This window comes from Akkermansia sp. KLE1798, from assembly GCF_001580195.1.
GTDB classification, from domain to species: Bacteria; Verrucomicrobiota; Verrucomicrobiia; order Verrucomicrobiales; family Akkermansiaceae; genus Akkermansia; species Akkermansia biwaensis.
Window position 1 is genome coordinate 85,468 of record NZ_KQ971080.1, and the last position, 13,374, is coordinate 98,841.

9 protein-coding genes are annotated in these 13,374 nt (G+C 56.5%); 4 read left to right on the top strand and 5 right to left on the bottom strand.

Going from position 1 to position 13,374, the window contains the following annotated elements:
- Positions 1–241 precede the first annotated feature (241 nt).
- Positions 242–3,826 (top strand): pyruvate:ferredoxin (flavodoxin) oxidoreductase, encoded by a 3,585-nt coding sequence (gene nifJ, locus HMPREF3039_RS04585; protein WP_067569537.1) that lies wholly within the window; start codon positions 242–244, stop codon positions 3,824–3,826.
- A 276-nt stretch (positions 3,827–4,102) separates the two neighbouring features.
- Here the strand turns inward: nifJ and HMPREF3039_RS04590 are convergent, their stop codons facing one another.
- A complete protein-coding gene (locus tag HMPREF3039_RS04590; protein ID WP_067569540.1) occupies positions 4,103–4,555 on the bottom strand; it encodes a cupin domain-containing protein in 453 nt (150 codons plus the stop codon).
- A 142-nt stretch (positions 4,556–4,697) separates the two neighbouring features.
- Here HMPREF3039_RS04590 and HMPREF3039_RS04595 point away from each other — a divergent pair, with 142 nt between their 5' ends.
- Positions 4,698–5,030 carry a winged helix-turn-helix transcriptional regulator gene (locus tag HMPREF3039_RS04595; protein WP_067569543.1) on the top strand — a complete coding sequence of 111 codons (333 nt, stop codon included), beginning with the start codon at positions 4,698–4,700 and terminating at the stop codon, positions 5,028–5,030.
- A 19-nt stretch (positions 5,031–5,049) separates the two neighbouring features.
- Here the strand turns inward: HMPREF3039_RS04595 and HMPREF3039_RS04600 are convergent, their stop codons facing one another.
- The 4 genes from HMPREF3039_RS04600 to hisF all read right to left on the bottom strand — a co-directional run bounded on the left by HMPREF3039_RS04600 (position 5,050) and on the right by hisF (position 9,491).
- Positions 5,050–6,114 (bottom strand): hypothetical protein, encoded by a 1,065-nt coding sequence (locus HMPREF3039_RS04600; RefSeq protein WP_147549937.1) that lies wholly within the window; start codon positions 6,112–6,114, stop codon positions 5,050–5,052.
- 150 nt (positions 6,115–6,264) lie between these two features.
- Entirely contained in the window at positions 6,265–6,543 is a 279-nt protein-coding gene (locus HMPREF3039_RS14325; RefSeq protein WP_067982411.1) for a hypothetical protein, read from the bottom strand.
- Positions 6,540–8,672: a glycoside hydrolase domain-containing protein gene (locus tag HMPREF3039_RS04605; RefSeq protein ID WP_067569549.1), complete on the bottom strand. Its 2,133-nt coding sequence runs from the start codon at positions 8,670–8,672 to the stop codon at positions 6,540–6,542. Before HMPREF3039_RS04605 ends, HMPREF3039_RS14325 begins: the two co-directional genes overlap by 4 nt.
- A 51-nt stretch (positions 8,673–8,723) precedes the next feature.
- On the bottom strand, positions 8,724–9,491 hold the full coding sequence (hisF, locus tag HMPREF3039_RS04610) for an imidazole glycerol phosphate synthase subunit HisF (RefSeq protein WP_067569652.1): 768 nt from the start codon (positions 9,489–9,491) through the stop codon (positions 8,724–8,726).
- A gap of 462 nt (positions 9,492–9,953) precedes the next feature.
- Between hisF and HMPREF3039_RS04615 the strand changes: the two genes are divergently transcribed.
- Complete coding sequence (locus HMPREF3039_RS04615) at positions 9,954–10,727, top strand: PEP-CTERM sorting domain-containing protein (RefSeq protein WP_067569552.1); 774 nt, start codon at positions 9,954–9,956, stop codon at positions 10,725–10,727.
- An 85-nt stretch (positions 10,728–10,812) separates the two neighbouring features.
- The gene (locus HMPREF3039_RS04620) at positions 10,813–13,269 is read left to right on the top strand and encodes a sialate O-acetylesterase (RefSeq protein ID WP_067982418.1); all 2,457 of its coding nucleotides are present in this window, start codon (positions 10,813–10,815) and stop codon (positions 13,267–13,269) included.
- Positions 13,270–13,374: the final 105 nt, after the last annotated feature.

The following is a 13,374-nucleotide window of genomic DNA, read 5'->3' on the forward strand; positions in this document are numbered from 1 at the left end:
TTATGAAATTGCATTTTTAACGGCCTGCCTTCTCTTTAAAAAGACAAGCTTTTTCTAAGAAAACCAATATGATACGCCGCAAGCGGCATTTTTTTCTCTGGTTCGTATCTGGTCTTATTATAAAAAATGAACGGCAGGGGGTCACATACGCATAATTGCTTTTACCTTTGCAGCCGGACATGTTATAACCAGCCCCGTTAAGACGCACCTTATTTATCAATTATACTATCCGTGCAGACTTATGAGTGATCAAAAAACCGTAACTTACAGCACGATTGACGCTAACGAAGCCGTAGCCTCTGTAGCCTATCGTTTTTCTGAAGTCATTGCCATTTACCCCATTACCCCGTCTTCTCCGATGGGTGAATCCGCCGAAAGCTGGGCGGCCGTCAACCGGAAGAACCTGTGGGGGACCGTTCCCTCCGTCGTGGAAATGCAAAGTGAAGGCGGCGCCGCAGGCACCGTTCACGGCGCCCTCCAGACCGGTTCCCTGGCGACGACCTTCACGGCATCCCAGGGCCTCCTGCTGATGATTCCGAACATGTTCAAGATTGCCGGGGAACTGACCCCGGCCGTGTTCCATGTGGCGGCCCGGTCCCTGGCCTACCAGGCCCTGTCCATTTTTGGCGACCACAGCGACGTGATGAGCGCCCGCTCCTGCGGCTGGGCCATGCTTTGCGGTTCCTCCACGCAGGAAGCCGCGGACTTTGCCGCCATTTCCCATGCCGCCACGCTGGAATCCCGCATTCCTTTCATGAATTTCTTCGACGGGTTCCGCACGTCCCATGAAATCGGCAAGATCGCCGATATTTCCGACGATACGCTGAACGCCATGGTGAAGACGGAATGGCTGGATTCCTTCCGCGAACGCGCCCTGACGCCGGACGCCCCGGTGCTGCGCGGCACCGCCCAGAATCCGGACGTTTACTTCCAGGGCCGTGAAACGGTCAACACGTTCTATGCCGCCACCCCCGCCATTGTGCAGAAGGCCATGGACAAATTCGCGTCCCTGACGGGCCGCTCCTACCACCTGGTGGACTACACCGGCGCGCCGGACGCTGAAAACGTCATCATCCTGATGGGTTCCGGCGCCGAAGCCGTGGAAGAAACGGTGGAAGCCATGATCGCCCGTGAAAACGCCAAGGTAGGCGTGCTGAAAGTGCGCCTGTTCCGCCCCTTCCCTGCCGCGGAGCTCATCAAGGCCCTTCCCGCCACGGTCAAAAAGATCGCCGTGCTGGACCGCACGAAGGAACCCGGCGCCCAGGGCGAACCGCTCCACCAGGACGTTATCCAGGCCCTCTTTGACGCCCAGGCCAGCGGAGACCTTGCCTTCACCAACGGCATGCCCACGGTGGTCGGCGGACGCTACGGCCTGTCCTCCAAGGAATTCACCCCCGCCATGGTCAAGGGAGTTTATGACAACCTGGCCCAGGACAAGCCCAAGAACCATTTCACGATCGGCATCAACGACGACGTGCTGGGCACCAGCCTTCCCTACGACGAAGACTACTCCACGGAAGCGGACGACGTGACGCGCGCCATGTTCTTCGGCCTCGGTTCCGACGGTACCGTAGGCGCCAACAAGGACGCCATCAAGATCATCGGCCAGCACACGGACCTGTATGTTCAGGGCTATTTCGTGTACGACTCCAAGAAGTCCGGTTCCTCCACCATCTCCCACCTGCGCTTCGGCCCGCGCCCGATCAAGTCCACGTACCTGATCACCAAGGCGAATTTCCTGGCCCTGCACCAGCCCTCCCTGCTGAACCTGTTCGACTTCCTGAAGAACGCCGCCAACGGCGCCACCTTCCTGATGAACAGCCCGCATCCGGCGGACAAGGTGTGGGACACGCTGCCGGCCCGCATGCAGCAGCAGATCCTGGACAAGAATATCAAGCTTTACACGATCGACGCATTTTCCGTGGCCCGCAAGACGGGCATGGGCGGCCGCATCAACATGATCATGCAGACCTGCTTCTTCAAGCTGGCTGGCGTGATTCCCGCAGATGAAGCCATCGGCTACATCAAGAAGGCCATTGCCAAGACCTACGCCAAGAAGGGGCAGGAAGTGGTGGACAAGAACATCGCCGCCGTGGACGCCACGCTGGACAACCTGCACCAGGTGGACACCACCGGCAAGACCGTCAACGGCCACGCCATCCCGGCGGTCATGTCCGCAAACGCTCCGGAATACGTCCAGGACGTACTGGGCAAAATGATGTGCGGTGAGGGGGACAGCATTCCCGTCAGCCAGATGCCCGTGGACGGCACCTTCCCGAACGGCACTTCCCAGTACGAAAAACGCAACCTCGCCCTGGACCTGCCGGAATGGGACCCCACCCTCTGCATCCAGTGCGGCAAGTGTACGGCCGTCTGCCCGCACGCCGCCATCCGCAGCAAGTTCTTCTCCCCGGACGCCCTGTCCGGCGCTCCTGAAGGCTTTGAATGCCTGGATGCCAAGCATCCGGACTGGAAGGGCGAAAAATTCGTCATCCAGGTCTCCCCGGACGACTGCACGGGCTGCACGCTCTGCTCCGACGTCTGCCCGGCCAAGAGCAAGACGGACCCGACCCACAAGGCCCTGACGATGGTTCCCAACGAGAAGATCCACGACAAGGAGGAAGCCAACTGGGACTTCTTCATGAGCCTGCCGGACGTGGACCGCACCAAGGTGAAGACGGACAACATCCGCTCCATGCAGGTGCTCCGCCCGCTGTTCGAATTCTCCGGCGCCTGCGCCGGCTGCGGCGAAACCCCGTACGTGAAGATGCTTTCCCAGCTCTTCGGCAACCGCCTGGTGGTCGCCAACGCCACGGGCTGCTCCTCCATTTACGGCGGCAACCTGCCCACTACCCCGTGGTCCCACGACTCCGAAGGACGCGGCCCCGCCTGGTCCAATTCCCTGTTTGAAGACAACGCCGAATTCGGCCTTGGCTTCCGCGTCTCCCTGGACAAGCAGATGGAACATGCCATCGAGCTCCTTCATGACGCCGCCGGCATCGTCGGACAGGAACTGGTGGACAAGATCCTTGCCAATCCGCAGAAGGACGAAGCCGACATCGCCGAACAGCGTGAAAACATCGCAGAACTGAAGCAGAGAATCACCGGCAAGCCGGAATGCGCGCGCCTCCTTACCCTGGCGGACAAACTGGTCCGCAAGAGCGTCTGGATTCTCGGCGGCGACGGCTGGGCCTACGACATCGGTTACGGCGGCTTGGACCACATCCTGTCCACCGGCAAGAATGTGAAAGTGCTGGTCATGGACACGGAAGTATATTCCAACACCGGCGGCCAGTGCTCCAAGTCCACCCCGCGCGCAGCCGTGGCCAAATTCGCCACGACCGGCAAGCACAGCGTGAAGAAGGACCTGGGCCTGATGGCCATGACCTACGGCAACGTGTACGTGGCTTCCGTCGCCCTCGGCGCGAAGGACGAACATACGCTGAAAGCCTTCGTGGAAGCGGAAGCCTACGACGGTCCCGCCCTGATCATCGCCTACTCCCACTGCATTTCCCACGGCATCAACATGGCCAAGGGCCTGCAGCAGCAGAAGGCCTGGGTGGACACGGGGCGCATCCTCCTGTACCGCTACAATCCGGACCTGGCCCTCCAGGGCAAGAATCCGCTGATCGTGGAAGGCAAGGGACCGAAGGGCGACCTCCGCGACGTCCTGCTCAGCGAAAACCGCTTCAAGCTTCTGGCCAAGACCAACAAGGAAGAATTCGAAAACCTCCTTGAACAGGCCCAGAAGGATGTCTGGCGCCGCTGGAACCTGTACCAGAACATGGCCGCGATGCCCGTTGAAAAACCCGCGGACGCGGAATAAGGGTCATCGCTCCTGCCTTTCAACGCCCCTGCGCGGTTTTTCCGCCAGGGGCGTTTTTCATTGATTTACGGCCTGTCCGGGCACGATGCTTTCATAATCCCGCCTTTCCCTTGTTTGCCAGGCGCCTCATGAAACCTAAATGAGTTTAAAACCGCCATGAATCCCGGCCTATTTTTCCTCCCAACGGCTGACAGCCAAAAGGAACGCCGCTCCGGGACAATCCGAAACGGCATTCTTTCCGTGATTTGCCTGGCGGAAGCACCGCTCCGCAGTCTGCTATTGCCACTTCACAGGTTCATCAAGAATGTCGCCGTCCAGCGCATCCTCGCTCGTAAACGTATTTCCGCGATACTGCACACAGAGCATCACAAGCGGCTCCGTACCATTATTGCGCACGGAACGCTTCCCCGGAGGCGCTACGCGGACAACGCTGCCTTCAGCTACGGGAAAAACTGTGCCGTCCACCTGGAATTCTCCCCTGCCGCTGAGGAAAAAGTAGAGTTCCTCATGATTCTTGTGCGTGTGCAGGAATCCCGTTTCCGTGCCCGGCTGAAAAAGCTGGAAGGAAAAATCCCCTCCGCTTGCGTGCAGGGCGCCCCCGCCGAATACCTTGCCCGGAATTTTCACTTCCGGAGAAAGTTCCAGAACATAATCCCCCAGTTCATTGAATTTGCCAGCATTTGCCGCGCTGAAATTTTCACCGTCGGCTATTTTTTCCATTTGCTTCATTTTATTCCTGTGTTTGTGATTTATTCCCTATCATGCTTGCCTGTCCGGCAAACCTTCCCTACAGTAGGCCTGAATATCCCATCTGTAAAGTAGGCAGAAAATTGTGCTTTAGTTACCAAAAGGAAACCATCGTTTGAAACCAATGACTTGCAAAATGACTCCATGTCCCGTCGAGACGACTCTCCAACTGATTTCCTCCCGATGGAAAGTCCTGATTATCCGGGATTTGCTGGAAGGAACAAAACGATTTGGAGAACTCCGGAAATCCATCGGCCCCGTAACACAGAAAGTCCTGACAGCCAATCTGCGGGCTATGGAAAAGGACGGCCTGCTCACCCGCAAGGTTTATGCGGAGGTACCCCCTCGCGTGGAATATACACTTACGGAGCTGGGCTACAGCCTGCATCCCATTCTGACTTCCATGTCCCGCTGGGGAAAGGCCTATCAGCAAATGGACATCCACCAAACCCGCTAGACAAAGAATATTCCTGTTTTCACGGTTTCCTCCTGTCCACAGGCCCTTCCGGCTTCATTGGACTTTCTACAAATGCAGTTCCAGCCGGAAGTGGAAACAAGGGACAGGTTTTTACTCCCGGGAGATTTTTTACGTGCAGAAGCGCATTCATGGCCTGCACGGCTTCTTTCTGGCTCCATTTCCGGGATTGCTCTATGACAGGAACGGAAATCTCCCTCCACTTTTCTTGCGCCTCTTTTAAAGAAACTTCCCTAAAGCATTTCCAATGGGGAATATCCTGCGTAAGAAGCTCAAAGAGGGAAACAACCCAAACTGTTTCCAGAAGCTTGTCTTCTTTTAATTTCTCCTGTCCAGGTAATGCAGATGATGCCGCCTTTTCCTTTACTATCGTTTCAAACAGGTCTTTACCTTCGCGTTTCCGCGAAAGAGGAACCCGGGAGCTGCCTGGAGAAAGAGAGCATGTTTCGTCAACAACGCCCGTATTTACATAAATGCCTTCCTTTTGCTCCATGCCGCTTTTCCAAAGAGTTCCGTTTTTGGGATTGGCCTCTTCGCAGCCACTCCATTCCAATACCCGGGCATACTGCCCCGTTAGTTCCCATTGCCTCCATCCGTAGGTGAAGCGGTATCTGTTAACATGCCGGTCAGGACAAAAATAATAGGCATCTTCACCTCGAAAAACACTGCCCGTCTTCTCCCCGCGCAGACAGAAGGAAGGAACCGTATAAAGATAGGAGCCATCCGCATTGCAGATGAACCTCACATGTTCATCCTGCCGTGGAGGGGTTCCAGCTATTTCAGGTCTTTGATACAAGAAGACTCTTTCTTTCCCCGTGTCCCCCACAAGATCGATTTCCTGCATCAAAACAAGACCTCCGTGGGGGCCTTCCGAATTCTTTAATGCAGGATTCCAGCCCGTCCAGGATTCAATAAGGTCTCCCTGTCCGGAAACCTGTTTCCGTATGTTCCACTGAAGAAAAGAGGGAAGCTCTGAAAAAGAAAGGGAAAAGACAGGCGGCTCCGCCGCCTTTAACAAGAAAGCGGAGCAACATAAAAAACATATTCCCGTGAGCAAGACATTCATACCAAGTTTGAGTTATCCGGGACACAATCCTGTCCGCATAATCAAAGCGATGACGATTGTATCCGGAAATGCGCCATTGTCGAGAAGCGTTCAGCCACCAGATTTTCCTGGATTACAAAAAAACCGGAAGATTTCATCCTGGCAGCGGTTTTATTGATCTCCCGGAAACAGATTGAAACGGCCCATATGCCTTGAGCGTACCAAGGTGAACCGTAGTGCGGCCGGTTCCTTCAGCAAATGAATCATTATAGGGAATCCCTGCCCAGAATTCGTATTGACCGCACGGTGAACCGGGAAAGTATTTGCAAGGCTGCCCTTTTCCCGGGATAAAAGAGCAATAAAATTCTGTCCGTTGTCTCCGGTAACCGGAAAGACAAGGACAGAATTTTTATCAATAAAGAGGGGGAAATAGGGAATCTGTAAAATCATCTAGTGGCTTCCGCCGTCTTCCGGATGATTTCACGGGCCTTGCGCACGTCGTCTTCATGGGCGCTGCCCCGGCTCTTTTCCACGGTGAAGAGTCTGGACAGTTCCTCGTCCATGCGGGCCACGGCGGCTTTCGCCTTCGGGCTTTTCGCGGCGCGGGAACGCAGGATGTTGACTTTTTCAAATTCTTCCAGGCCGTCGCGCAGCTTTTCAAACCGCAGGGAACTGAGGTTGCCGGGATAAACCAGGTAACAGTCTCCCGCAGGCCAGTTTCCGAAGTCGGTTTTCTCAAACGGATTGCGGTTCCAGGAGTTGTATGCCCACCTCAGGAAGCCGTCCAGATGGTTGGCGGCGGCAAAGAGAGGAAGCCATTCGGCTTCCGCCAGCGGAGACATGGTGAAGGTATTGGGCTTCTGGGGGGTGACGCAGACATAGAAGGTGGTTTTTTTCCCCTGTTTTTTACGCTGTGCCAGCAGGTCTCCCATGACCGTCTCCGCATGGCCGATCACGGGGGAGACGTCATACACGTACCGGGTCATGGCGGTAGGATGGTTAACGGCGGAAACGATTTTGAATTCCGGGGCATATTTGTCCAGCACGTCCTTGGCCGCCTTCACCATGGCATCCGGCCGTTCGTCCAGCCCGATGCAGGTTTTGTTCAGCCATCCCCTGCTTTTGACGTGTTTCCGGAAGTCCGTCAGGAAGGGCCCCCAAATGGCTTCGTACGAAGGGTCGCCGGGCTTGAGTTCCAGGAATTTGTATTGTCCGGAAGCTTCATCCAGATAGCGGACTTTCAGGGACCACGGAATCATGGTGTAGCAGGTGATCTGCTCCTTGATTCCTACATCGTTGAGCATGAAGGAAACCCATTTGTCAAAGCCAGTGTAGTCATAACGCATTTTACCGTCCCTTCCCTTGATCCATTCGATCATGGACGGCCACCAGTCGTAGGTCTGGCCGTTCCAGGCTTCGTCAATCAGGGAACAGGTGACGGCTTTCTGCCCGGCTTCCGCCAGCCTTTTCATCACCGGCTTCATCAGGGCGAAATGTTCCGGAGACCACGGCTCCACATCGTGCCACCGAGCAACGGCCTGCGGATGCTGCCAGAGGTCCAGGTGCACCCGCCAACTGGCTGGGGCCGGGAGCAGTTCCGGCGCCACTTCCAGCGTCACGGGCACGTTCACGGCCGAACTGTTTTCAGAGGTCACGGTAATGTTGCCCTTGTATATTCCCGGCCTTGCGGCCGCAGGAATATTGATTTCCACCCAGGCGGGACGTACGATGCCGGCCTGCAGGTCACAGCGCTTTTCCGTGCCGATCACATCCGCTACGGGCCTGTTTCCGGCCTTCGTGTAGCGCACCATGGAGACGCGGACGGGAATAGTCTGTCCGGACGCATTTTTGACCCCCGTGCAGGATACGGCCAGTTGCGGCTGCGGCTGGGATGACCAGACGGCAATCTGGCCGCCGGCCCGCTCTCCCCGCCACCCGGAAAGGCGGAGCGCGTCCTGGAGCATGTCCGCCTTCGGCATTTCTCCGTAGGGCAGACGGTCATAGTCCTTTACGGCTGCCGCTTTCAGTTCCAGGGAGGCATCCGGTCCATAGCCCTTGATTTCCACCAGATGGCCTCCCTTGCCGTTGCCTGCACTGTTGCCCAGAAAAGTGATTTTGACGTACCGGACCGTCCGCGGATTGAATTTGAAAGGCACCCCCTCCGCCGTGGCGGCAATGCTGTTGGAGGACTGGTCCGCCAGCATTTCCCAGCTTTTGCCGTCCCTGGAACCTTCTATTTTATACTTGTATATGCGACCGCCCTTCCAATAGGGCCATACATGCAGGGAGGACAGAACACGGGGCTGCCCCATGTCCACCTGGAGCCAGACGGGCAGGTTTTCACATCCCCAGTATTTGTCTCCGTCAGCCGACCGGCCATCCACCGCCAGTTCAGGGCGGTCATTGCCGTAATGGCCGGAAGCGGTCACTTTGGCCCCGGCAAACAGGTTGCCCGCATCCCGGACGGCTCCCGCGGAAGCCAGGGCGGGTTCATACAGAGGATGCCTGTCCGGCGACTGGGCATGAACGGCGGGCGTGAACGCAATCAGAGAGAGCAGAGGAAGAAAACAAAGGCGCATCGCTTCAATTACGTCATGAAATCACCCTCACTTTCAAGAAATAAATCTGCATTATTCCACTATCGGCCGCACGGGAATTCCCCTGGCGGAAAAGTAGGCCTTGGCTTCCGGCACCGTGTATTCTCCAAAATGGAAGATGGAGGCGGCCAGGACGGCGTCCGCCCTGCCTTCCGCAAGCACTTCCACCATGTGGTCCAGATTGCCCGCTCCGCCGCTGGCGATGACGGGAATGCGCACGGCCTCGCTGACGGCACGGGTCAGTTCAATATCATACCCGGTTTTGGCGCCGTCCGCGTCCATGCTGGTGAGCAGGATTTCCCCCGCGCCGCGGCGTTCCGCCTCCATGGCCCATTCCACGGCATCCAGCCCCACGAATTTCCGGCCGCCGTGCGTGGAAACGCCCCATTTGCCGGGAGCCTGCCTTTTGGCGTCAATCGCGACGACGATGCACTGGCTGCCGAATGCCGCCGCCCCTTCGTTGATCAAGTCCGGACGGTTGATGGCCGCCGTGTTGAGGGAAACCTTGTCCGCCCCGGCCAGGAGCATTTCCCGCATGTCCTCCACGGAACGGATGCCGCCGCCCACCGTCAGGGGCATGAAGCAGCAGGCCGCCGTGCGGCGTACCACGTCCACCATGGTGGCGCGCCCGTCGGAAGAAGCGGTGATGTCCAGAAAAACAAGCTCGTCCGCCTGCTGCGCATCGTAGGCCCTGGCGCATTCCACCGGATCCCCGGCATCCCTCAGATTGACGAAGTTGGTCCCTTTGACGACCCTGCCGTCTGTTACGTCCAAACACGGAATGATTCTTTTTGCCAGCACGCCCTTATCAAGCCAGCTCTTCCTCAAAAGGAAAAGCTTAAAATACGGCTTGGCCTGCCGCATGCGTTTTTCATCGCTCAGTTCACTCTGTCTTCGGACGTTCCAAGTCGTTTCCCGTTCTTCCCCCTCTTTTTCATAATATTGAAATTCAATAAATAGCGACGCTTGAAAAAGAATTTTCCACCACATTCCGTGCAATCCTCAAATTCGTTTTGCGGATTGCGAATCCGGTTCAAATAAAAAAATATGACCATAAAAGAAATACGATTTTTAATTCATTGAAAATAAGATCTTTTCCTATAACTGGTCTTTTTTTTAATCTCTCCCGTCCCTGATTTTACGGGGGATGGATGCGGGTTGTCCTCTTAAAAACGGAAAAAATCGAAGAACCGGATTCGCAATCCGTTAAAGGAATTACAGATTCACCCCGCTGTTCTTTTCCCTGTCTAACAATTTAATTATATGAAGAAAACATTATTCATCCTGGCCATGGGGCTCCTTGGAGTCTCGGGAGTCCAGGCAAGCGTAACTCTGGTTTCCGGCTTTTCCCGGTTTGACCAAACTTCCCCAGGCAGCGGCACCGCCGTCTCCGACCTGGGCACTGCCGCCCTCAGCTGGACGCTCAATGACGCCACCTGGAACGATGACGGAACCTGGACATCCAACGCAACGAATGCAAAGAAAAACGGTTTGGACGTTTCCAGCCTGAATCTTTCAGGAGCTTCCGGTTATACCGTCAATATCAATTTTGCCAAAGCTACCGGCCTTGACAATCAGGATTCCATCTTTTGCGCTTCTATCGGGGGAACAGGCAACAATTCCATCCTGGGACGTTATGAAACCGGAAATAAAATCGGAATCGCAAACGATGGCAGCAGTGGGAGCCGTCCTACCAGCGCTTTGAGCAACGCCATTAATTTTACCGATCCTTTCTCCCTGACCCTCTCCGTTCAGGCCGGCGGCAGCTACAATTTATTTATCACGCAGAACGGAACCACCCAGAATATATACTGGAATGGAAAAACACAAGCCGGGCTCCTGAATACGCTGTATATCGGCTGCTGGGGTTCATTGCCCGGGTACCAATGTTCCCCGACGGTATCCGGCCTCAGCTTCTGGGAAGGAGCGGCAACGCAAGACGATCTGGCAGCCATCATCAACGTTCCGGAACCGGCCACCGCCTCCCTGGGTCTGCTGGGACTTGGAGCGCTGTGCCTGCGCCGCCGGAGGAAATAGGCCAAGGTCTTTCTCTTCATGAGAGCCGTTGGCCGTGTTTTACCGCCAACGGCTTTTATTTTTTACTTTTCTGAAAACAACTGCCATGAAACTGTCTCCTTTTTGCCGCGGCCTGCTGTACATTCCCCTGGCAGCAGCCCTGATCGGCACGGCGAACGCCAAAACGCTTCAATTATACATCCTGACGGGCCAGTCCAATTCCCTGGGCGCGGTCAAGGGTTCCCCGGCATCCGCCGAATTGCTGGAACAATACAAGTCCGACGGGAGCATCAAATTCTGGCACAACAATTTCAACAAGGATTCCGGCAACTCTGTGGATTACAATCCTGCGGCTTCCTCTTCCTGGGGTTCCGTGGTTCCGCAGGTGTGCGGAACGGCGAAAAGCAATTACAACTGCATGGGGCCAGAGTACGGATTCACGGCCATGATGGAACGCAAGGGATGGTCCCTGGGCGGCTCTTTATCCGGAAGCACGGAGATGGGCATCGTCAAGGTTTCCCTGGACGGAGGCGGCAATTCCTACTGGAACAAGGGAACCAATGCGTACAATACCATGGTGGAAACCGTCCGGCAGGCTTGCGCGAATGCCCTGGCCTACGACTATGACCAGGTGGAAATCATGGGCGTGATGTACCTGCAGGGAGAATCCAATGGCAATGCAAGCAACGTCGGCGATTCCTTTTTAACGTTTCTGGACAATTTGCAGGCGGACGTCAGCCACGCAGGCGTGGACACCACCGGCTTAACGGAGCACCAGGCCATCCTGGGAGAACAGGCCCAGTGGTATACAACCAATGTCACGAATGCCGAAACCGGAGATGTCACCGGCGGCTTCAACGGCAGTGAAGGTTCCTCCGGAACGACGCGCGACCAGCAGAAAGCCCTGGCCCAGGCCAACGACAACATGGGCTGGGTTCCAACGCGGGACCTCGCCAAAATCACTTCAGGGGATGCCATGGGCGTTCATTACGACGGGAAGTCTCAAATTACCATCGGAGCACGGTATGCCTATGAGGCGGCCAGGCTCGCCGGCTATGATACGGGCACCGTACGCAGCGGAAATTACGATGCCGCCCTGTCTTCCACAGACGCCTGGATGAACGGCAAGCTTCCGGTGGACAGCGTGGCCGTATGGGACGTGGCTTCATCCGCCAAGGACAACATGGTGAGTACAGCTGCCGGAACCAATGCCGTTCTTTACGGCATCAGGATTGAAGACACCTACTTGAACACCATTACCATCCGGGGCGTGGCCGTGGACGGCAGCGCCTCCCCTTCCCTGGAAGGCGGGCACCTGATCCTCGGCAATGGCGGCATTGACATTGCCGCCGGCAAGAATCTGAATATTGACGCCGTTCTGGAATTGCGGGGAAACCAGTCATGGAACATCGCAGGCGGCAGCACTCTCGCTATTCAGGGCAGCGGCGCAGGAAACAGCAATGCCGGCAACCAGGTTCTTTCCTTCATCACCGGAAGCGGGGACGTCTCCATCAGCAACTCCACCCTCGCGGCTGATCCGGCCGGGATAGCCAGCGTTAATGTTAATACCTACATCAATACCAACGCCGCCGCCTTCACGGGAAACTGGACCATCGGTCCGGGCGTCGAAATCACGATGAACGGGAAGGATTCGCAAACGGCGGCCTCCGGCTGGGGTTCCGGCGCCATCCATCTTCAGGGGGCGACGGTCCTGGCCGGCTGGGAAAACGTGACGGCCAATACGTGGAACAATCATTTTATGTTGGAAGAGGGCACCGTTTCCTCCTTCGGAAGCTCCACCAACTCTTCCGGAAGTGTCCTGACCCTGGCCGGAGAGATTTCCGGAAAAGGGGCCCTGTCCAAAACCACCGACAATACGCTGGTGCTGTCCCACGCCAATACCTACACGGGAGGCACCCGGGTCCAGGGAGGCACCCTGCGGCTCGGAGACAAGGATGCCCTAGGTACGGGAACCGCCGCCGTTTACACGGGGGGAACGCTGGATTTGAACCACTACGACGTTTCCAGCGCCATCCGCCTGGCCGGGGGGGAAGTTCTGAATTGGAGCTCTGCCGCGCGGGTGGAAATCGCCCACCAGGTCATCTGGGCCAACCAGCATTTGACGAGGCAGCTGGCCTTGTCCGACGGTTCCCGGATTCTGGCCGGCAATTCCATGACGCTGGGAACGGGAGACAGCCTGACGGCGGGCAATTTCACGGTGGAACTTTCATCAAGAAACCTGGTGGACGGCGGCGAAGGACTAGCCGCCATCATCATGACGGGAGGCACATTGAACCTGTTGAACGGCCTGACGCTGGACGTCAGCGGGACCATGGATGCCGCCGGTACCCTGTCCTTCAAGATAATGGATGTTTCCGGAGGTTCCCTGAACGGGTTGTCCTCCGCGGAAGATTTTTCCATGGCCGATGCGTCCAGCAATTGGAATATCCTGAATTACAACGCTTCCACCGGTATCGTGACACTCTCCATTCCAGAACCTTCTTCCGCCCTGCTGGGACTTCTGGGCGTTACAGTCCTGCTGGCCATGCGCCGCAGAAGCTGACCTTTTTTCTTCCGGACGTTACCTGCATGCAGATTAAAACGGGGAATGGGTTCTAATGCCTGATGAAACGCCACAAGCCTCTGCGGCATTCCCCGGCCGGTCCGA